Source organism: Cronobacter sp. 153480017-3 (assembly GCF_053627815.1).
In genome coordinates this window covers 378,063-398,737 of the sequence record NZ_JBSEYN010000001.1, presented here as the reverse complement: position 1 = coordinate 398,737, position 20,675 = coordinate 378,063, and the positions used below count along the sequence as shown (strand labels likewise).

Here is a 20,675-nt window from a genome sequence, read left to right as displayed (position 1 = left end):
TGCCTGAATAAAAGGTGGAGAAGTGAATTTACTTGCAGAGTATGGACTGTTTTTAGCCAAAATCGTCACGGTGGTCGTGGCGATCGCGATTGTCATCGCACTTATCGCCAACCTGACGCAGCGCAAGAAAGCCCAGCGCGGTGAGCTGCGCGTTACGCGTCTCGGGGAAGAGTATAAAGAGATGAAGGAAGAGGTGGCCGCCGCGCTGCTCGATCCTCATCAGCACAAGCAGTGGCATAAGAATCAGAAAAAGAAAAACAAGCAGGAGGCGAAAGCCGCTAAAGCACGCGCTAAACGTGGCGACGCGGCACCTGCCGGAAAGCCCACCCTCTACGTGCTTGATTTCAAAGGCAGCATCGATGCCCATGAAGTCAGCGCGCTACGCGAAGAGGTGACGGCGGTGCTGGCGGTTGCAAAGCCCGCCGATGAAGTCCTGGTGCGTCTTGAAAGCCCCGGCGGCGTGGTGCACGGTTACGGGCTTGCCGCGTCGCAACTGCAGCGTCTGCGCGAGCGCCAGATCCCGCTGACCATCGCCGTGGATAAAGTCGCCGCCAGCGGCGGGTATATGATGGCCTGTGTGGCGAATAACATCGTGGCGGCCCCGTTCGCTATTATCGGTTCTATCGGCGTAGTCGCGCAGATCCCGAACTTCAACCGTCTGCTCAAGCGCAACGATATCGATATTGAGCTGCACACGGCGGGGCAGTACAAGCGCACGCTGACGCTGCTTGGTGAGAATACCGAAGAAGGGCGCGAGAAATTCCGCGAAGATCTCAACGAAACGCATCATCTCTTCAAAGAATTTGTACACAGTATGCGTCCTTCGCTGGATATAGACACGGTCGCAACCGGCGAGCACTGGTACGGCGTACAGGCCAAAGAGAAAGGTCTGGTGGATGAAATCAGCACCAGCGACGATCTCATTATTGCCCGCATGGCAGAGCGTGAGGTCGTCAGTCTGCGCTATATGCAGCGTAAACGGTTGATGGATCGCTTTACCGGCAGCGCGGCGCAAAGCCTGGATCGCCTGCTATTGCGCTGGTGGCAGCGCGGGCAGAAACCGCTGCTGTAAGGTAAATAAAAAGCGAGGCGTCAGGCCTCGCTTTTTTCTGGTAGCCAGTAATGTGTGTTCACGCTGTGGGAGTGCTCAGGGCAGCAGATGATATTTTTCGGAAAGCTGATGGGCCAGATATTTAAACATATTAAATACCGCCGTGGTTTTTGCCGTCGGCAGCCCCTGTTCGTCCATAAAATATTCGCCGCGAAAGACGAGTACGCCATTTTTTTGCTCAACGTCGGTGGCCACCATGCCGGCAATATAGTCTTCATGCTCGCGGATCATTTTATTGGCCTGCGCCAGCAGCGTAGCGCGATCGATAGGCTGAGTTAACTCTTGCATAATCATCTCCTTACAAACAGGGGGATAGTGTACGTCTCACCGGGTGCGATGGGCAAATTTTCCCTGCGATTTACAGGGCTTTTCAAAAAGGTCCACTGGTGGCGTTAATCACTTTTGCATGCTAATAAAGTTGCGTAACGAATTTTATCAGGTAGAGTGTGACGCTTTCGCAAATCTGGCAACAGAATTGCTTGACATTCGACCGAACTTCCGTCGTGCTGTAGCGCATTTGCACGATAAAACCTGACGACTCAGCCACCGTAGTAGCGTGAACCACGCCTGGTGATGGATTAAGGGGTTGATAACCTTTGGGGCGGCCACAATATACGAGGCTTGTCGCCAGTGACGGTGAATCAACGTGCGACGTATTCTGGAAGAATCAAATCAGGTAAAGGTGAATATGGGTAAAGCTCTCGTCATCGTTGAGTCCCCGGCAAAAGCCAAAACGATCAACAAATATCTCGGTAAAGACTACGTGGTGAAATCCAGTGTCGGTCATATCCGCGATTTGCCGACCAGTGGCTCCGCCCCTAAAAAAAGCGCTGAATCCGCCCCGACGAAACCGGCTAAAAAAGTCAAAAAAGATGAACGTGGCGCGTTAGTCAACCGCATGGGCGTCGACCCCTGGCATAACTGGGAAGCGCACTATGAAGTGCTGCCCGGCAAAGAAAAAGTGGTTTCTGAACTGAAATCGCTGGCTGAAAAAGCTGACCACATCTATCTCGCAACCGACCTTGACCGCGAAGGGGAAGCCATTGCCTGGCACCTGCGGGAAGTGATCGGTGGTGACGACACGCGCTATAGCCGCGTGGTGTTTAACGAAATTACGAAAAACGCGATCCGTCAGGCGTTTGAAAAGCCGGGCGAGCTGAATATCGATCGCGTTAACGCCCAGCAGGCGCGCCGTTTCATGGACCGCGTGGTGGGTTATATGGTCTCCCCGCTGCTGTGGAAGAAAATCGCCCGCGGGCTGTCCGCCGGTCGCGTGCAGTCCGTCGCAGTACGTCTGGTGGTCGAGCGCGAGCGTGAAATTAAAGCGTTTGTGCCGGAAGAGTTCTGGGAAGTGGACGCGCTGCTCTCAACGCCGAAGAGCGACCAGCTCAGCGTTCAGGTCACGCATCATAAAGATAAACCGTTCCGTCCGGTAAACCGTCAGGATACCGAAGCGGCGGTCGCGCTACTGAAAGCGGCAAGCTATCAGGTTATCGAGCGCGAAGATAAGCCGACCAGCAGCAAACCAGGCGCGCCTTTTATTACCTCCACGCTCCAGCAGGCGGCGAGTACGCGCCTGGGCTTTGGGGTGAAGAAAACCATGATGATGGCCCAGCGTCTCTACGAGGCGGGTTACATCACTTATATGCGTACCGACTCCACCAACCTGAGTCAGGACGCGGTCAGCATGGTGCGTAACTATATCGGCGAGGAGTTCGGCAAGAAATATCTGCCGGAGAACCCGAACCAGTACGCCAGCAAAGAGAACTCTCAGGAAGCGCATGAGGCAATTCGTCCTTCAGATGTCAGCGTGCTGGCGGAATCACTGAAGGACATGGAAAACGACGCGCAGAAACTGTATCAGCTGATCTGGCGTCAGTTCGTTGCCTGTCAGATGACGCCGGCGCAGTACGACTCCACGACGCTGACCGTCGCTGCGGGTGATTTCCGCCTGAAAGCGCGCGGTCGCATTCTGCGCTTTGACGGCTGGACCAAAGTGATGCCTGCGCTGCGCAAAGGCGACGAAGACCGCACGCTGCCTGCGGTTAACCAGGGCGATAAGCTTTCTCTGGTTGAGCTGACCCCTGCACAGCACTTCACCAAGCCGCCTGCGCGCTTTAGCGAGGCGTCACTGGTGAAAGAGCTGGAAAAACGCGGTATCGGCCGCCCGTCGACCTACGCGTCTATCATCTCGACCATTCAGGATCGCGGCTATGTGCGCGTTGAAAACCGTCGCTTCTATGCCGAAAAAATGGGTGAAATCGTCACCGATCGCCTGGAAGAGAACTTCCCTGAGCTGATGAACTTCGATTTCACCGCGCAGATGGAAGACTCTCTTGATCAGGTGGCCAACCATGAAGCCGAATGGCGCGCGGTGCTGGACACTTTCTTCGACGACTTCTCAAGGCAACTGGACACCGCGGAAAAAGATCCTGAAGAGGGCGGTATGCGCCCGAACCAGATGGTGCTTACCAGCATTGACTGCCCGACCTGTGGCCGCCCGATGGGCATCCGTACTGCCAGCACGGGCGTATTCCTGGGCTGCTCCGGCTACGCGCTGTCGCCGAAAGAGCGTTGCAAAACCACCATTAACCTGGTGCCGGAAAACGAAGTGCTGAACGTGCTGGAAGGCGATGACGCGGAAACTAACGCGCTGCGCGCCAAACGTCGCTGCCAGAAGTGCGGCACGGCGATGGACAGCTACCTTATCGATCCGAAGCGCAAACTGCACGTGTGCGGCAATAACCCGTCCTGTGACGGCTATGAAGTCGAAGAGGGCGAGTTCCGCATTAAGGGTTATGACGGTCCGGTAGTAGAGTGCGAAAAATGCGGTTCTGAAATGCACCTGAAGATGGGGCGTTTCGGCAAGTACATGGCCTGCACCAACGACGAGTGTAAAAACACCCGTAAGATCCTGCGTAACGGTGAAGTCGCGCCGCCGAAGGAAGATCCGGTGCCGCTGCCTGAACTGCCGTGCGAGAAGTCAGACGCTTACTTCGTCCTGCGCGACGGTGCCGCTGGCGTGTTCCTCGCCGCGAATACGTTCCCGAAATCGCGCGAAACCCGCGCGCCGCTGGTGGAAGAGCTGCAACGCTTCCGTGACCGCCTGCCGGAAAAACTGCGTTATCTGGCGGATGCGCCTGCAAAGGATCCGGAAGGCAACCCGGCCGTGGTTCGCTTCAGCCGTAAAACCAAACAGCAGTATGTGGCGTCGGAAAAAGACGGCAAGGCCACCGGCTGGTCTGCATTCTATGTTGACGGTAAGTGGGCGGAAGGCAAAAAGTAAGCCTGCCGCGTGCAAAAACGAAGGCCAGCGCAAGCTGGCCTTTTTGCGTTTATAACGACCTTATTATTTTTTTCACTGAACTATACACATAAGCTATAAAAGCCAGCGCGGTTATAGTATCTTCCTTTTTTATTATCAAATCGTCTTAAGCCTGATTGCAGGCGTCTCTGATTCTGGATGGTCAGTCATGAAACTACAGCAGTTGCGCTATATCGTTGAGGTGGTGAACCATAACCTGAATGTCTCATCCACAGCGGAAGGGCTTTATACGTCGCAGCCCGGCATCAGTAAGCAGGTGCGTATGCTGGAAGATGAACTCGGGATTCAGATTTTTGCCCGCAGTGGCAAACATCTGACGCAGGTGACGCCCGCCGGTCAGGAAATTATCCGTATCGCACGCGAAGTGCTCTCCAAAGTGGACGCCATCAAATCGGTGGCGGGCGAACATACGTGGCCGGACAAAGGCTCGCTGTATGTCGCGACTACGCATACACAAGCGCGCTACGCGCTGCCGGGCGTGATCAAAGGCTTTATCGAGCGCTACCCGCGCGTGTCATTGCATATGCATCAGGGCTCGCCCACTCAAATTGCTGAAGCGGTCTCTAAAGGTAATGCCGATTTTGCGATTGCGACCGAAGCGCTGCATCTCTATGACGATCTGGTGATGCTGCCGTGCTACCACTGGAACCGGTCGATAGTCGTCACGCCGGATCACCCGCTGGCGTCGAAAGAGAGCGTGAATATTGAGGAGCTGGCGCAATATCCGCTGGTCACTTACACCTTCGGCTTTACGGGACGCTCAGAACTCGACACCGCGTTTAATCGCGCCGGACTGACGCCGCGAATTGTTTTCACCGCGACTGACGCCGATGTGATTAAAACCTACGTAAGGCTGGGATTAGGAGTAGGGGTGATTGCCAGCATGGCCGTCGATCCGGTCTCCGATCCGGATCTGGTGCGTCTTGACGCGCACGATATTTTTAGCCACAGCACAACGAAAATCGGTTTTCGCCGCAGCACATTCCTGCGTAGCTACATGTATGATTTTATTCAGCGTTTTGCGCCGCATTTAACCCGCGATGTGGTGGATGCCGCCGTTGCGTTGCGCTCAAATGAAGATATTGAAGCGATGTTTAAAGATATCAAATTACCTGCCAAATAATGCCAGCGCGTACCTTTTCACTGGTGCAAAGGTACGCACGTTTTTCCCGCCTTTTATTCAAATTAAAAACATAATCATTCGTACTAAGTGAAATTATTATCGCGCATTCCCTTATTAAAGGTATGGGTAAGGTGTCGCCGCGTCACGACAAAAGTAGGAAATAATTCTTAGCTACGCAAATTCACAACTTCAATAATTTATTTCACGTCAAAAGATTGAATATTTTCTCTAAAAATGATCGTAAAGACGCTGGATTTTTGGCTGGTTTTTATTTAGGATTTATCTCAACTGATGATTACTTCTGCCAATTGTTTGGTGTCCATATGATAAGCAATGTCGATTGTACGAGGTTAGCAATGCCATCAGAAAGCGACGATTCGCAAAGAGATCCTGATCTTAAGCGTAAAGCGTGGCTGGCGGTGTTCGGCATCTCAACCCTGTTCTGGATTGGGATTGCGCTTCTGGTGTGGACATTTTGGGGTTAAGCATGGCTTTACAACAGCACGCTTTCACTCGTTCGCCAATATGTCAACCAGATGACAGGCACGAAAGCAGCCCAAAAGGGGGTTTTTCGACCCTCCCGACGGGCTGGAAGCTAACAAAAGAGCAACAAGATTTTATCGCTTTATTTTCGGAAGAAGATCACAAAAACAATAAACGCTAACTGGCGTAGATAATAAAAAACAAGAATTTAATTTAAGCTAAATTTATCTGTTCTCGTTGTTAACGCAGCGAGGAAAATTACACACAGCAATCTTTACATTTCTGGCAAGCGCCAGAGCGATCAATGGTTTTAATTATTGGTGTAACAGGTATGAATAATCAGCTCACGCTCAAATACTGGTCATGGATTGGCGCATTTACCGTTTCCTCCTTGTTCTGGTGTCAGCTTGTCTGGATGCTTGCTCACTGATTCCTCTGCGCCTGGCTCCCCGCCAGGCGTTTTGTTTCTCCCCCTGACGTCTCCTCACTTTTAGCGATTTGGGTTGTTATCAAATCGTTACGACATGTTTGTGTTATCTTTAATACAGACCCTGATAACAATCGGGGCATCGCTATCTCAGGACTGAAGGAGGAGCTATGTCGTCGACCCTACGCGAAGCCAGTAAGGACACATTACAGGCGCAGGATAAAACCTATCACTACTACAGCCTGCCGAAAGCCGCCCGGGAGCTGGGCGATATCGCGCGGTTACCCAAATCACTGAAAGTTTTGCTTGAGAACCTGCTGCGCTGGCAGGATGGCGAGACCGTTACGCTTGAAGATATTCAGGCGCTGGCGGGCTGGCTTGAACATGCGCATGCCGATCGCGAAATCGCGTATCGTCCGGCGCGTGTGCTGATGCAGGATTTCACCGGCGTTCCGGCGGTGGTGGATCTTGCGGCCATGCGCGAAGCGGTGAAACGTCTCGGTGGAGACGTCTCGAAAGTGAACCCGCTCTCACCGGTCGACCTGGTGATTGACCACTCTGTCACCGTCGACCACTTTGGCGACGATAACGCGTTTGAAGAGAACGTGCGTCTGGAGATGGAGCGCAACCATGAGCGTTATGCGTTCCTGCGCTGGGGCCAGCAGGCGTTCAGCCGGTTCAGCGTGGTGCCGCCAGGCACCGGCATTTGCCACCAGGTAAACCTTGAGTATCTGGGTAAAGCCGTCTGGAGCGAACTCCAGGACGGTGTGATGGTGGCATACCCGGATACGCTTGTCGGTACAGACTCCCACACCACGATGATCAACGGTCTCGGCGTGCTCGGCTGGGGCGTTGGCGGTATCGAAGCGGAAGCGGCGATGCTTGGCCAGCCCGTGTCGATGCTTATCCCGGATGTCGTCGGTTTTCGTCTTACCGGCAAACTCAGTGAAGGCATTACTGCCACCGACCTGGTGCTGACCGTTACCCAGATGCTGCGCAAACATGGCGTGGTCGGGAAATTTGTCGAATTCTTTGGCGACGGCCTGGATTCGCTGCCGCTGGCAGACCGCGCGACCATCGCTAATATGGCGCCCGAATATGGCGCGACCTGCGGCTTTTTCCCGATTGATGACGTCACGCTTGGCTATTTACGCCTGAGCGGGCGCAGTGAAGAACAAGTGGCGCTGGTGGAAGCCTATGCCAAAGCGCAAGGCCTGTGGCGCAATCCGGGTGACGAGCCGGTATTCACCAGCACGCTGGAGCTGGACATGGGCACGGTTGAAGCCAGTATCGCCGGGCCGAAACGTCCTCAGGACCGCGTGAGCCTGGGCGACGTGCCGAAGGCGTTCGCCGCGAGCACAGAGCTTGAAGTGAACTCGCCGAAAAGGGATCTGCATTCGGTCGAATATACGCTGAACGGGCATCAGTATGAGCTGCCGGACGGCGCGGTGGTTATTGCCGCTATTACTTCCTGTACCAATACGTCCAACCCAAGCGTGCTGATGGCGGCGGGCCTGCTCGCCAAAAAAGCTGTCAAACTTGGGCTCAAACGTCAGCCGTGGGTAAAAGCGTCGCTGGCGCCTGGCTCAAAAGTCGTTTCCGATTATCTGGCTCACGCGAAGCTAACGCCGTGGCTGGATGAACTGGGCTTTAACCTGGTCGGGTATGGCTGTACCACCTGTATCGGTAACTCCGGGCCGCTGCCGGAGCCTATCGAACAGGCGATCAAGAAAGGCGATCTGACCGTCGGCGCGGTGCTTTCGGGCAACCGCAACTTTGAAGGCCGTATTCATCCGCTGGTAAAAACCAACTGGCTGGCGTCGCCGCCGCTGGTGGTCGCGTATGCGCTGGCGGGGAATATGAACATCAACCTGGCAACCGATCCCATCGGCCACGACCGTAAAGGCGATCCGGTTTATCTCAAGGATATCTGGCCCACCGGGCAGGAGATTGCGCAGGCGGTGCAGGAAGTCTCCACCGATATGTTCCGTAAAGAGTACGCGGAAGTTTTCGAAGGAACCGAAGAGTGGCGGTCGATTCAGGTGCAGGCGTCAGACACCTACGACTGGCAGAACGATTCCACCTATATCCGCCTGTCGCCATTTTTCGATGACATGCTTTCGGAGCCTGCGCCAGTACAGGATATCCACGGTTCGCGCATTCTCGCGATGCTGGGCGATTCCGTCACCACCGACCACATTTCGCCTGCGGGCAGCATCAAGGCGGACAGCCCCGCCGGGCGCTATCTGCAAAGCCACGGCGTGGAGCGCGCAGACTTTAACTCTTACGGCTCGCGTCGTGGTAACCATGAAGTAATGATGCGCGGCACGTTTGCCAATATTCGCATCCGTAACGAAATGGTACCGGGCGTGGAAGGGGGTATGACGCGTCTTATTCCGGGTAACGAGGTGATGTCGATTTATGACGCCGCCATGCGTTATCAGGAGCAGGGCACGCCGCTTGCGGTGATCGCCGGGAAAGAGTACGGCTCCGGCTCCAGCCGCGACTGGGCGGCCAAAGGCCCGCGTCTGCTCGGTATTCGCGTGGTGATTGCCGAGTCGTTCGAGCGTATTCACCGCTCTAACCTTATCGGCATGGGTATCCTGCCGCTGGAGTTCCCGCAGGGTGTGACGCGTAAAACGCTGGGGCTGACAGGCGACGAGACGCTGGACATCGGCGATTTACAGTCACTGACGCCGGGCGCAACGGTGCCGGTTACGCTCACGCGTGCCAATGGCGCAACCGAGGTGCTGGAATGCCGCTGCCGCATCGATACCGGTAATGAGATGACCTATTACCGTAACGACGGCATTCTGCACTACGTGATCCGTAACATGCTGCGCTAAGGCGCGGTATCCGGTGCAACAAAAAGGCCTGCGTTTGCAGGCCTTTTTTATTGCGCGCGCCGGTTAGTTACCGGAGAGCAGATGCCCCATTTTGGCGGCTTTGGTATCGAGATAGTGCTCGTTTTTCGGGTTACGTCCGACAATCAGCGGCACGCGCTCAATGATATTAATTCCCGCTTCGGTCAGGATCTCCACCTTGCGCGGGTTGTTGGTGAGCAGGCGCACTTCATCCACGCCCAGCAGCTTAAACATATCCGCACACAGGGTGAAATCGCGTTCGTCGGCGGCAAAGCCGAGCTGATGGTTCGCTTCGACGGTATCGTAACCCTGATCCTGCAATGCATAGGCGCGGATTTTATTCAGCAGACCAATATTACGCCCCTCCTGGCGATGATAGAGGAGCACGCCGCGCCCGGCTTCCGCAATGTGCGACAGCGCCGCTTCCAGCTGGAAGCCGCAGTCGCAGCGCAGGCTAAACAGCGCGTCGCCGGTCAGGCATTCGGAGTGGACACGGGCCAGTACCGGCTCAGCGCCTGAAATGTCTCCAAAAACCAGGGCTACGTGATCCTGTCCGGTTGCCAGTTCTTCAAAACCCACCATCAGGAAATCGCCCCAGGGGGTTGGCAGTTTGGCTTCTGCCACACGTTTAAGCTGCATGTGATTCTCCGGATATTATGAACGCCCGCAGGCGCCTGCCAGTCTGTTGGCTTTCTGTCGTTATCCTGTATTTTGCCACATCCCGACAGGGTTCGCCTCACTCAGTCGTGCTCTCAATATCAATCGCATCAATAGTTAACTATCCTGCGTGGCGCGATTTTCGGTTATTCTTGAAGGACTTCATGAAAAAGGAGAGAACATGCTGGCCATTGCAAAACGTACCGCGGTTGGTGCCGCGCTGTTGCTCATTATGCCGCTGGCCGTCTGGATATCAGGCTGGCAGTGGCAGCCAGGCGGCGGTTCGCTGTGGCTTAAAATGCTGTTCTGGGTGACAGAAACGGTCACGCAGCCCTGGGGCATTCTGACTCACGTTTTGCTGTGCGGCTGGTTCTTATGGTGTCTGCGCTTCCGGTTGCGCCCGGCGCTGATGCTGTTTGCGATTCTGGGTATCGTCATTATGGCGGGGCAATGGTCTAAATCGCTAATTAAAGAAAGGGTTCAGGAACCGCGCCCGTTCGTCATCTGGCTTGAAAAAAACCGTAACATCCCGGTTGACGAGTTCTACAATTTAAAGCGCAAGGAAAGAGGGGCGCTGGTGAAAGCGCAGTTGCAAAACGAGACCGATATCCCGGTCTGGCTGCGTAAACACTGGCAAAAAGAGACCGGTTTCGCGTTTCCTTCCGGGCACACCATGTTTGCCGCAAGCTGGGCGATGCTGGGCTTTGGACTCCTCTGGCCCCGCAGGCGAACCATTACGCTTGTGGTGTTGACCGCCTGGGCTATCGCCGTGATGGGCAGCCGGATGCTGCTCGGTATGCACTGGCCACGCGATCTGGTGGTGGCAACACTGCTCTCCTGGCTGCTGGTGACTATCGCCGCCTGGCTTGCGCAGCGCCTCTGTGGCCCGCTCACGCCGCCGGTGGAAGAGAAAGTCGAAATCGCCCGGCGCGAGACAGAAGAGTGACGGCGGCTTGAGTTTCGCCGTTCCGCCCCTATTAATAAGGGATGTCCTGGCGCTTTATCATTTCACGCAAAGGGTGGAAATGATAACGTATAGCGCGTTGAGCCGAGGCCGGGACATTGGTCGCACAAAACACATACGGGATGTCATGTGAAATATCTGATTATTTTTTTAGTGGTATTAGCGATTTTCGTCGTTTCCGTCACGCTGGGTGCGCAAAACGATCAACAGGTCACCTTTAACTTCCTGCTCGCGCAGGGCGATTATCGTATCTCTACGCTACTGGCGACCTTATTCGGCGCGGGTTTTATCATCGGCTGGATCATCTGTGGATTGTTCTGGTTACGCGTTCGTCTGCAACTGGCGCGCGCCGAACGTAAAATTAAACGCCTTGAGCAGCAGATCGCGCCCGCAGAGCCGGTTCCGGCAAATGCCACTGCGCCTGCTGTTAAGGATTAACCCTCTATGCTGGAGTTGTTGTTTCTGCTATTGCCTGTCGCCGCTGCGTATGGCTGGTATATGGGCCGCAGAAGTGCGCAACAGGATAAAGAGCAGGAAGCGAATCGCCTGTCACGTGATTACGTCGCAGGGGTAAACTTTCTGCTGTCCAATCAGCAGGATAAAGCGGTGGATCTGTTCCTTGAAATGCTCAAGGAAGATACCGGCACCGTTGAAGCCCACCTGACGCTCGGTAATCTTTTCCGCTCGCGCGGCGAGGTCGACCGGGCTATCCGTATTCACCAGTCGCTGATGGAAAGCGCGTCGCTCACCTACGATCAGCGGCTGCTCGCCGTACAGCAACTGGGCCGCGACTATATGGCCGCAGGCCTCTATGACCGCGCCGAAGGCATGTTTAATCAGCTGGTGGATGAAACCGATTTCCGCGTCGGTGCGCTCCAGCAATTGCTGCAAATCTATCAGGCCACCAGCGACTGGCAGAAAGCCATCGATGCCGCTGAACGGCTGGTTAAGCTTGGCAAAGAGCACCAGCGCGTCGAAATCGCCCATTTTTACTGCGAGCTGGCGCTCCAGGCGATGAGCAATGAAGATATGGATCGCGCCATGTCGCTCCTGAAAAAGGGCGCTGCGGCGGATCGTAACAGCGCGCGCGTCTCGATTATGATGGGCCGCATTTTTATGGCGCGCGGCGATTACGCCCACGCCGTGGAAATGCTGGAGAAGGTCATCAGTCAGGATCGCGAGCTGGTGAGCGAAACGCTGGAGATGCTCCAGGTGTGCTATCAGCAGCTTGGTAAACCTGACGAGTGGGCAGAATTCCTCAGACGCTGTGTTGAAGAAAACACCGGCGCGGAAGCGGAGCTGATGCTCGCGCAGGTGCTGGAGCAGCGCGAAGGCGCAGACAGCGCGCAGATCTATATTACGCGCCAGCTGCAACGCCACCCGACGATGCGCGTGTTCCATCGTCTGATGGATTACCACCTGCATGAGGCGGAAGAGGGGCGCGCGAAAGAGAGCCTGATGGTGCTGCGCGATATGGTGGGTGAGCAGGTACGCACCAAGCCGCGCTACCGCTGCCAGAAGTGCGGCTTTACTGCGTTCACGCTCTACTGGCACTGCCCGTCGTGTCGTGCCTGGTCCACCATCAAGCCTATCCGTGGCCTCGACGGCCAGTAAATCATTGTTTTCGCTGCCGCACAGTTTGTCGCGGCTTTATTTTGCACGCTTTTTAGTTACAACATACTTATAGTGTTTGTTTTTGTGCGGCGGCGTCTGCGCAGTAACAACAAACAAGACGTCAGGCAGGGCGATCTTGCCTGTAAATTTTCACGGACGGCGGGTAGAATGCTTGCCGTTTATCAATCCCGCGCCACGCCGGTGCGCCTGTCAGAAGGTCTGGTCATGACATCAATTGCCTCATCCTCTCATTCTGTAACCCATTCTCCTGTCGTTGTTGCGCTTGATTATGACAATCGCGACAGCGCGCTGGCTTTTGTGGACGGCATCGATCCGCGCGACTGCCGCCTGAAAGTCGGCAAAGAGATGTTCACGCTGTTTGGACCGCAACTGGTGCGTGATTTGATTACGCGCGGTTTTGAGGTCTTTCTGGATCTTAAATTTCACGATATTCCGAACACCACCGCGCGTGCCGTTGCTGCCGCGGCGGAGCTTGGCGTCTGGATGGTGAACGTTCACGCGGGTGGCGGCGCGCGCATGATGACGGCGGCGAAAGAGGCGCTCGCGCCCTTTGGCAAGGACGCGCCGTTACTGATTGCGGTGACGGTTCTGACCAGTATGGAAGCCGAGGATCTGCAAGGGCTTGGTATTACCCTCAGCCCGGCAGAGCAGGCGGAGCGTCTTGCGCGTCTGACTCAGCAGTGTGGTCTGGATGGCGTGGTCTGCTCTGCGCAGGAGGCGGTGCGTTTTAAAGCGGCGTTCGGGCACGAATTTAAACTGGTCACGCCCGGCATTCGTCCGGCGGGGAGCGAGGCTGGCGATCAGCGCCGTATTATGACGCCCGCTGAAGCACAACAGGCGGGCGTGGACTATATGGTCATCGGACGGCCCATCACCCGCGCGGTTAACCCGGCACAGGCGCTGCGCGATATTCTGGCGTCTCTGAAGCAGGAGGGATAATGAGCGATAATAACAGCCGCCTGGTCTATTCCACGGAAACCGGGCGCATTGACGAACCCAAAGCGGCGCCCGCGCGCCCGAAAGGTGACGGCGTGGTGCGTATTCAGCGTCAGACCAGCGGTCGCAAAGGAAAAGGCGTATGCCTTATCACGGGTATTGATGCTGACGATGCGACCTTAAATAGTCTCGCGGCCGAACTGAAGAAAAAATGTGGCTGTGGCGGAGCGGTGAAAGAGGGCGTCATTGAAATTCAGGGCGACAAGCGGGAATTAATTAAAAGCCTGCTTGAGGCAAAAGGAATGAAAGTCAAACTGGCGGGCGGTTAATTGTTAGCCACGGCGAAAGCGCCGTGGCTATTTTGTTATGTTTACTGCGGTATAGCCAGACCTGTAATTATTCGGTGATGCGAGTAATACGTCAAAGCGTTATGCTTTTGCGGGCCGCAGATTAATGAACCTGATGACCGATAATACCGCCTACCGCTGCGCCGCCGAGGGTGCCGAGCGCGCTGCCGTTGGTCAGCACGGAGCCGCCGATTGCACCTGCACCCGCGCCGATAGCGGTGTTGCGGTCACGTTTAGACCAGTTTGAGCATCCGCTCAGAGAGGCTACCAGAGTTACGGCCAGCACTGCCGCGGCTACTTTTTTGTAATTTAATGACATAATACTTTCTCCTGAATAATTGATTCACGGAAAGGCTGCTCACTTTAAGTATAGTGGCTAAATCACAGCTTAAAGCGCCAGTCCGTGAAACGGTGCAGCGATACGGAATAAAGAATCACGCAGGTGACAATCAACACTCAGTAATATCGCTGAGATTAATTTTAATTTCTTAAGCGAATTCAGACAGGTAAAAAGTCTTAATTGATGCTGAGAATAGTCTCAAGCGAGGCGCGCCAGACACGGCGCGCCAGAAGAATTCAGGCAGGAAAGGGCGAAATGATATCCAGCGTCAGCCCGGAGGCGCTGAGCGCGTCGCGACTGGCCTCGTTCAGGCCATCATCGGTAATAACGCGATTGAAGCGAGAAACCGGGCCAAGCGTATAGGGATGCACCGCGCCGAATTTACTGCTGTCGGTGAGGATAATCGCCTCGCTGCCTTTTTCCAGCACCGCATTGACCACGTCGGCGCGCATCATGTCGCGGCCCGTAAAGCCGGTTTCTGGCGACCAGCCGTCAATCCCGATAAAGGCTTTGCTGAAGTGCACCTGTGAGATGTACTGGCGCGTCAACGGGCCCACCATGGTTTCGCTTTTTTTCTGGTAGATGCCGCCGAGCAGGATAATTTCGCATGAGGTTTCTTTCAGCAGGTGCGCGATAAAACTGCTCACGGTGATAAGCGTAATCTTCTTTTGTTCAGCCAGCGCTCGCGCCAGCAGGGCGTTGGTACTGCCGTTTTCGATAAACACCGTTTCGCCATCATTCACCAGCGAGCACGCGAAATCCGCGAGCCTGCGCTTGAGCGAGAAATTGTTCATCATGCGGGTTTCCACGTCGTCGCTGTCGAGCGGTACAGCAAACCCGTGAGTGCGGCGCAGATAGCTCTGCTTTTCAAGAAGGTTCAGATCCTGACGAATGGTGACTTCGGAGACGCCGGTGATTTTTGCCAGTTCCGCCACGCTCATGCGGCCGCGGTCAATCACCATTTGTAAAATGATTTGTTGTCGGGAGTTCATATCTGCATCGTTATGCGCGGTGGCATGACGCCACCGCGGATTCATTTAAAGCGTATGTTCGGTACGGGCGATAATATCATCCTGCGCATCAGGGGATAAGGCCGTAAAGAACGCGGAGTAACCCGCCACGCGCACGACCAGATCGCGGTACTTGTCCGGATGTGCTTTGGCGTCCAGCAGGGTTTCACGCGAGACAATGTTGTACTGAACGTGCCATCCCTTATGCACTTCAAAGAATGTGCGCAGCATCTGCATCAGTTTTTGGCGATCGCGTAAGTTATTCAGTGTGGACGGGTTAAGCTTCTGATTCAACAGCACGCCGCCAAGTATTTTCGCCACCGGCAATTTCCCGACCGAGTTAATCACCGCGGTTGGCCCCAGACGGTCCGTACCTGACGCCGGGCTTGCGCCTTCAGCGAGCGGCGTTCTGGCTTTGCGCCCGTCCGGCGTTGCCATCGTCGCCGCGCCAAAAGGCACGTTCGCGGAGATAGACGACGTACCCGCGTAGTAGGTGCCGCCGATGGGGCCGCGCCCGAAGCGGGTGTTGTGATAGTGCTTCAGCTCGTCGATGTATGTCTGGTAGGCGCGCGCCAGCAGCAGATCGACATCGTCGTCGTCATTGCCATATTTCGGCGCGCTGTTTATCAGGCGCTGGCGCAGTTGCTCGCCGGTCAGCCCTTCAAAATCGTTATTCAGCGCCTGCGCCAGCTGCGGCTGCGTCACCACGCCCTGTTCAAACACCAGTCTGCGCACGGCTGCCAGACTGTTGCCGAGGTTGGCGATCCCCACCTGTAGCCCCGATACCCAGTCATATTTCGCGCCGCCCTGCTTAATGCTCTTGCCGCGCTCAATGCAGTCATCGACCAGCGCCGAGCAGAGAATATCGTGCGCGTTCTCTTCAAGAACGGTGTCCACCACGCACTCGATTTCAATCGATTTGCGGGTGTAGTAGCGGATCTGGTTATCCCAGGCGTCCAACACTTCACTGAAATGGCTGAAATTACCGGCGGAAAGCGCTTTTTCCTGCGGCAGGAAAACTTTACCGGTCGTCGCGTCGCGACCGCCTTCCAGCGCCGCCAGCATCACGCGGGCGAAGTTAATAAAGCTCATACCGGTACAACGATAGCCCCATTTGCCGCCGACCGCCGTTTCAATGCAGCCGATGGCCGCGTAGTCATAGGCGTCTTCGCGGCTGACGCCAAGCTTAATAAATTCGTCGATAACGATTTCATCGTTATTAAACGCGGGCATCCCGAAGCCGCAGCGGATCACCTGGACGCAGGCGTCGAGGAATTCGTTACTCATCCCGGCGTGGTAGCGTACGCTGAGGTTTGGCTGGGTGGAGCGCAGGCGACCGCACGATTCCAGCACAGCCCACGAGAGCGGATTAACCGCATCCACCGGCTCGCCGTTAAGCAGGCGTTGCCCGCCAATCGTCACGTTCTGGTACAGCGGGCTGCCCGCCGAGGCTTTCGAGTGTGAGCCGGAGCGGATTTTGTTGACCTCCAGCAGCTTCAGCCAGCAGCTCTGCAACAGCTCGATGGCGCGCTCGCGCTCCAGCGTCTGTTCAAGTTCGACATCGCGGCGATACCAGGGATAGAGATATTGATCGAGACGACCAAACGACACGGAATGCCCGTTGGACTCAATCTGTAATACCAGCTGCACGAAATAGCAGAGCTGTAACGCCTGCCAGAAAGACGCAGGCGGCTTGTGCGCGATATGCTCGCAATTCGCCGCGATAGCGAGCAACTCATCACGACGCGCCGGACGGCTCTCCTCTTGCGCCATTTTCGAGGCCAGCGCCGCGTAACGCAGGATATGCTCGCTGAGCGCGCTAAAAGTAATATCGATCGCTTTCAGGAACTGTTCTTTGTGCAGATCGCCCTGATCGGTGAGCAGCAGGCGTGCGCGGCGCTCCGCCACTTTGGCGCGCAGGCCGTCGAGACCCTTTTCCAGCAGTAGCGGGAAATTCACCGCCAGATGCGCGTCGCCGGAGGTCATATTGCCTTCCGCTTTAATAATGCCCGATGCCAGCAGTTCTTTTTGCTCATCGGTAAACATGCCGTAGCAGCGATCCTGCACCGTCTGGCCGCGCCACCATGGGCAGATTTCATGCATCACGGCTTTATCCTGCGGGCTGACGGAGAACCCGGCGCCGGGGCGGTCGGCGAGATCGTCTATCTCTTTCTCAATCCAGCTGACAGTATATTCCGGAAAGAAGGGGGCGGCGCGCACCTGGCTTGCCTGATTGCCGACAATCAGCTCGTCATGCTTGATCCAGAGGGTGCGGTTCGCCAGGTGGTACGCCAGCGCGAGCGCGCGGCGTACCGGCAGCGGTTTATCCTGATGCTGCTGGTATATCGCGGTGTAGTGCTGCGCGCGCTCGGTACAGACGGGCGGACGGACGATCTGCACCAGCGCCGCTTTGTGGGCTTTAATGCGCTCCGGGAGAAAATCGAGATTGAGTTCGGTCATGATGGTTATCCTCTTATCCATGCGGTGAGTCCTTTCTGGCGGGCGTAATCTTCGGCAAACGCCAGCAGCGCCGGTTCGTCGAGCGGCGTTGCGGGTGCCAGATAGGGCCAGTCCAGCAGGCGGTACTTATTGATGCCAAGGGTGTGGTAGGGCAAAAAGTGAATGTCGCGGGCGCCGGTTTCATCGGCCGCGAAATCCGTGATGGCGCGAATGGAAGCTTCATCGGCGTTAAAACCGGGGATCAGCGGCACGCGAATGGTCATTTTCACGCCCGCCGCGGCCAGCCGCCGGAAATTATCCAGCACCCGTTCGGCGCTGCCGTCTGTCCAGGCGTGAAAGCGCTTCGGGTCGACATGCTTTAGGTCAGCCAAAAGAAGATCAAGAAACGGCAGCGACGGGGCGATATGTTTCCACGGCACATGCAGACAGGATTCCACCGCCGTATGGATACCCGCTTCACGGCTGCGCTGTAACAGCGCTTTCGCCATCTCCGGCTGCATGAAGGGCTCGCCGCCGGAAAGCGTGATGCCGCCGCCGCTGCGGGCGTAGAAAGGACGATCGCGCAGCACGGTGTCCATGATTGCCTCAACGCTTCGGGATTCGCCACAGACGCTCAGCGCCTGCGTGGGGCAGCAGTCGGTCAGCGCATCGAGCGCGGTGTCATCAAGGGCTTCCCGGTTGATGACCAGCGCGTCACCCCGGCGGCTGATCGCCTGCGGGCATGCCGCTTTACACAGCTCGCAGCCTTGCAGGCACAGCCGTTCATCAAACAGCACATCACGCTGGCGGCGACGGCTTTCGGGGTTCTGGCACCAGCGGCAGCCGAGCGAACAGCCCTTGAGGAAAACTACTGTCCGTATACCTGGCCCGTCATGAGTGGAATAGCGTTGCAGATTAAAAATCATCATCGTCATGCCTGTTATCTTTCATTAGAAAATAATGTTACTTTCGAATGAAAGTTTTATTGACGGCGATCAGCTTTATCTGCACCGGCTGATTTAAGATGGCGGCAATGTTAACTTGCTCAAAACAGGAGTCGTTATGGAACTGTATCTCGACACGGCGGATGTCGCGGCCGTCAAACGTCTGGCGAATATTCTGCCGCTACAGGGCGTCACCACGAACCCTTCCATTGTGGCGCGCGCGGGTGTCAAACTCTGGGATCTGCTGCCCGCATTGCAGGAGGCGCTGAACGGCGAGGGCAAACTTTTTGCGCAGGTCGTGGCGTCAGACACGGCGCAAATGGTTCGAGAGGCGGAACAGCTGGCGCAGCGCGTACCGGGTCTGGTAGTGAAAATTCCGGTCACGCAGGCGGGGCTTGCGGCAATGAAAATTCTTAAACCGTCCGGCATTCCACTGCTCGGCACCGCGGTTTATGGCGCGCTGCAAGGCTTAATGGCGGCGCTGGCGGGTGCGGAATATGTCGCGCCTTATGTCAATCGTCTGGATGCGCAGGGCGGTGACGGCGTGGCGACGGTCAGTGAATTGCAGGAGCTGCTAACGCTGCATGCGCCGCAATCAAAAGTGCTGGCGGCGAGTTTCCGCACGCCGCAGCAGGCGCTTGGCTGCCTGCTCGCCGGGTGTCAGTCCATTACGCTGCCGCTGGATGTCGCGGAGCAGTTACTGAATACGCCTGCCGTCGCGGCGGCGGTTGACGGCTTCGGGCGTGAATGGCAGCAGGCGTTCGGCACGCTCAGTTTGTAAGCTCGTTAAGGCGTCAGATTTCCCAGGGCGCCTTCTGTTTTTTCTCCCCCGGTTCATCATTCTGCTGGCTCTGCGCCAGCAGTTCCGCCTTCAGAATTTCCAGATTATGAATGGCGGAGTGGTAATCGCCCGCCACCAGAATATCCAGAACGGTATCGATACGATCAGCCAGCTGCTGCGGATTTACTGTCGGCATAATGCTTCCTTTTTACGGTCAGAACCGTTTCATGATGCAGAAAAGCGGCGTCAAAGAGAAGCCGTTCGCCCTCTTAATACACTACCAGAATCAATCATTTCGCTTTAACAGAGAAATAATGGTTATAAAACAAGCCGGCTCCCCGTGCAAAGCGATGCTGTGAATTAGTCTGATCCTGCGCATAACGCGTTAACTTACATGAGGAAAGACTATGTCAGTATTCAACCAATCGACCTGCAAACTCTTTACCGATACAGCGCGTTTTACTCAACTTTCCGGCTTTTACGAGGAAGAACGCCGCATTATCTGGATGATGTTGCGGGCCCAGCCGCGTCCCTGTTTTAACCACGCGCTCATTGAAGAAATCATGAATCTCAGCTATCTGGTGCAGGAGGCCAGACTGGAGGTGGATTTCTGGGTGACCGGATCGCTGGTCCCCGGCATGTATAACACCGGCGGCGATTTGCAGTTTTTTGTGGACTGCATCCGCAACGGCAGGCGAGAAGCGCTGCGTGCCTATGCGCGCGCCTGCGTGGATTGCGTACACGCCGCCTCGCGCGGTTTTGACTGCGGTGCCATCAGTCTTGCGATGGTGGAAGGCAGCGCGCTCGGCGGCGGTTTCGAGGCGGCGCTGGCGCACCATTTCGTGCTGGCCCAGCGCGATGTCCGCATGGGGTTCCCGGAGATTGCCTTTAATCTCTTCCCCGGGATGGGGGGGTATTCCCTGGTGACACGCCGCGCCGGGATGCGGCTTGCCGAGGAGCTTATCTGGCAGGGCGAATCACATACCGCCGAGTGGTATCAGCCGCAGGGGCTGGTGGATCTGCTCTTTGAACCAGGGCAGGGATTTGTGGCGACACGTACCTTCATCGATACGCTTAAACCGCGCCTGAATGGGGTGAGGGCGATGCTTCGCGCGCGGCAGCGCGTGCTGCGCCTCTCGCGCAATGAACTGATGGAAATTACCGAAGACTGGGTGGATGCGGCGTTCAGTCTTGAGCCTAAAGACGTCAGCTACATGGAGCGCCTGATCCAGCTACAAAAACGTCACACCGCCGCAGCCCTGCGTAAGGCAGGCTAACGGCCATTCCTC

Annotated in this window: 20 protein-coding genes; 13 read left to right on the top strand and 7 right to left on the bottom strand. The window is 56.0% G+C overall.

Annotated features, from left to right (window positions below; genetic code table 11):
• Positions 1-22: 22 nt before the first annotated feature.
• Entirely contained in the window at positions 23-1,072 is a 1,050-nt protein-coding gene (gene sohB / locus ACUW6V_RS01940; RefSeq protein ID WP_104676998.1) for a protease SohB, read from the top strand.
• 75 nt (positions 1,073-1,147) lie between these two features.
• Here the strand turns inward: sohB and ACUW6V_RS01935 are convergent, their stop codons facing one another.
• Positions 1,148-1,399 carry a YciN family protein gene (locus ACUW6V_RS01935; RefSeq protein WP_007868251.1) on the bottom strand — a complete coding sequence of 84 codons (252 nt, stop codon included), beginning with the start codon at positions 1,397-1,399 and terminating at the stop codon, positions 1,148-1,150.
• A 400-nt stretch (positions 1,400-1,799) separates the two neighbouring features.
• On the opposite strand from ACUW6V_RS01935, the gene topA reads away from it, so the two are divergent.
• The 5 genes from topA to acnA all read left to right on the top strand — a co-directional run bounded on the left by topA (position 1,800) and on the right by acnA (position 9,315).
• Positions 1,800-4,397 carry a type I DNA topoisomerase gene (gene topA, locus ACUW6V_RS01930; RefSeq protein ID WP_004387669.1) on the top strand — a complete coding sequence of 866 codons (2,598 nt, stop codon included), beginning with the start codon at positions 1,800-1,802 and terminating at the stop codon, positions 4,395-4,397.
• A gap of 187 nt (positions 4,398-4,584) precedes the next feature.
• Positions 4,585-5,559: an HTH-type transcriptional regulator CysB gene (gene cysB, locus ACUW6V_RS01925; RefSeq protein ID WP_004387670.1), complete on the top strand. Its 975-nt coding sequence runs from the start codon at positions 4,585-4,587 to the stop codon at positions 5,557-5,559.
• A gap of 356 nt (positions 5,560-5,915) precedes the next feature.
• A complete protein-coding gene (locus tag ACUW6V_RS01920; RefSeq protein WP_007775505.1) occupies positions 5,916-6,044 on the top strand; it encodes a YmiA family putative membrane protein in 129 nt (42 codons plus the stop codon).
• A 329-nt stretch (positions 6,045-6,373) separates the two neighbouring features.
• Complete coding sequence (gene ymiC / locus ACUW6V_RS01915) at positions 6,374-6,472, top strand: small membrane protein YmiC (protein WP_225318182.1); 99 nt, start codon at positions 6,374-6,376, stop codon at positions 6,470-6,472.
• 167 nt (positions 6,473-6,639) lie between these two features.
• The gene (gene acnA / locus ACUW6V_RS01910; protein WP_454037926.1) at positions 6,640-9,315 is read left to right on the top strand and encodes an aconitate hydratase AcnA; all 2,676 of its coding nucleotides are present in this window, start codon (positions 6,640-6,642) and stop codon (positions 9,313-9,315) included.
• A 63-nt stretch (positions 9,316-9,378) separates the two neighbouring features.
• Here the strand turns inward: acnA and ribA are convergent, their stop codons facing one another.
• The gene (gene ribA, locus ACUW6V_RS01905) at positions 9,379-9,972 is read right to left on the bottom strand and encodes a GTP cyclohydrolase II (protein WP_454037925.1); all 594 of its coding nucleotides are present in this window, start codon (positions 9,970-9,972) and stop codon (positions 9,379-9,381) included.
• A gap of 199 nt (positions 9,973-10,171) precedes the next feature.
• On the opposite strand from ribA, the gene pgpB reads away from it, so the two are divergent.
• The 5 genes from pgpB to yciH all read left to right on the top strand — a co-directional run bounded on the left by pgpB (position 10,172) and on the right by yciH (position 13,854).
• Complete coding sequence (gene pgpB / locus ACUW6V_RS01900; RefSeq protein ID WP_004387673.1) at positions 10,172-10,936, top strand: phosphatidylglycerophosphatase B; 765 nt, start codon at positions 10,172-10,174, stop codon at positions 10,934-10,936.
• A gap of 147 nt (positions 10,937-11,083) precedes the next feature.
• Positions 11,084-11,392 (top strand): LapA family protein, encoded by a 309-nt coding sequence (locus ACUW6V_RS01895; RefSeq protein WP_004387674.1) that lies wholly within the window; start codon positions 11,084-11,086, stop codon positions 11,390-11,392.
• A 6-nt stretch (positions 11,393-11,398) separates the two neighbouring features.
• Entirely contained in the window at positions 11,399-12,568 is a 1,170-nt protein-coding gene (gene lapB / locus ACUW6V_RS01890) for a lipopolysaccharide assembly protein LapB (protein ID WP_004387675.1), read from the top strand.
• 225 nt (positions 12,569-12,793) lie between these two features.
• Entirely contained in the window at positions 12,794-13,528 is a 735-nt protein-coding gene (pyrF, locus tag ACUW6V_RS01885) for an orotidine-5'-phosphate decarboxylase (protein ID WP_209641403.1), read from the top strand.
• Positions 13,528-13,854, top strand: coding sequence for a stress response translation initiation inhibitor YciH (gene yciH / locus ACUW6V_RS01880; RefSeq protein ID WP_004386702.1), 327 nt, complete (start codon positions 13,528-13,530; stop codon positions 13,852-13,854). The genes pyrF and yciH overlap by 1 nt, the downstream gene beginning before the upstream one ends.
• 121 nt (positions 13,855-13,975) lie before the next feature.
• On the opposite strand, the gene osmB is transcribed toward yciH, so the two are convergent.
• The 4 genes from osmB to ACUW6V_RS01860 all read right to left on the bottom strand — a co-directional run bounded on the left by osmB (position 13,976) and on the right by ACUW6V_RS01860 (position 18,587).
• Positions 13,976-14,191: an osmotically-inducible lipoprotein OsmB gene (osmB, locus tag ACUW6V_RS01875; RefSeq protein ID WP_004386703.1), complete on the bottom strand. Its 216-nt coding sequence runs from the start codon at positions 14,189-14,191 to the stop codon at positions 13,976-13,978.
• Between the two features lie 257 nt (positions 14,192-14,448).
• Positions 14,449-15,204 (bottom strand): DNA-binding transcriptional regulator YciT, encoded by a 756-nt coding sequence (yciT, locus tag ACUW6V_RS01870; RefSeq protein WP_454037924.1) that lies wholly within the window; start codon positions 15,202-15,204, stop codon positions 14,449-14,451.
• Between the two features lie 45 nt (positions 15,205-15,249).
• The gene (locus ACUW6V_RS01865; protein WP_454038053.1) at positions 15,250-17,682 is read right to left on the bottom strand and encodes a formate C-acetyltransferase/glycerol dehydratase family glycyl radical enzyme; all 2,433 of its coding nucleotides are present in this window, start codon (positions 17,680-17,682) and stop codon (positions 15,250-15,252) included.
• 5 nt (positions 17,683-17,687) lie between these two features.
• Positions 17,688-18,587, bottom strand: a complete 900-nt coding sequence (locus ACUW6V_RS01860) for a glycyl-radical enzyme activating protein (RefSeq protein ID WP_454038052.1) — start codon at positions 18,585-18,587, stop codon at positions 17,688-17,690.
• A 136-nt stretch (positions 18,588-18,723) separates the two neighbouring features.
• Between ACUW6V_RS01860 and fsa the strand changes: the two genes are divergently transcribed.
• Positions 18,724-19,386: a fructose-6-phosphate aldolase gene (gene fsa, locus ACUW6V_RS01855; RefSeq protein WP_007901598.1), complete on the top strand. Its 663-nt coding sequence runs from the start codon at positions 18,724-18,726 to the stop codon at positions 19,384-19,386.
• A 13-nt stretch (positions 19,387-19,399) separates the two neighbouring features.
• On the opposite strand, the gene ACUW6V_RS01850 is transcribed toward fsa, so the two are convergent.
• A complete protein-coding gene (locus ACUW6V_RS01850) occupies positions 19,400-19,582 on the bottom strand; it encodes a YciZ family protein (protein WP_004386706.1) in 183 nt (60 codons plus the stop codon).
• A gap of 211 nt (positions 19,583-19,793) precedes the next feature.
• Between ACUW6V_RS01850 and ACUW6V_RS01845 the strand changes: the two genes are divergently transcribed.
• Entirely contained in the window at positions 19,794-20,663 is an 870-nt protein-coding gene (locus ACUW6V_RS01845; RefSeq protein WP_454037923.1) for a crotonase/enoyl-CoA hydratase family protein, read from the top strand.
• Positions 20,664-20,675: the final 12 nt, after the last annotated feature.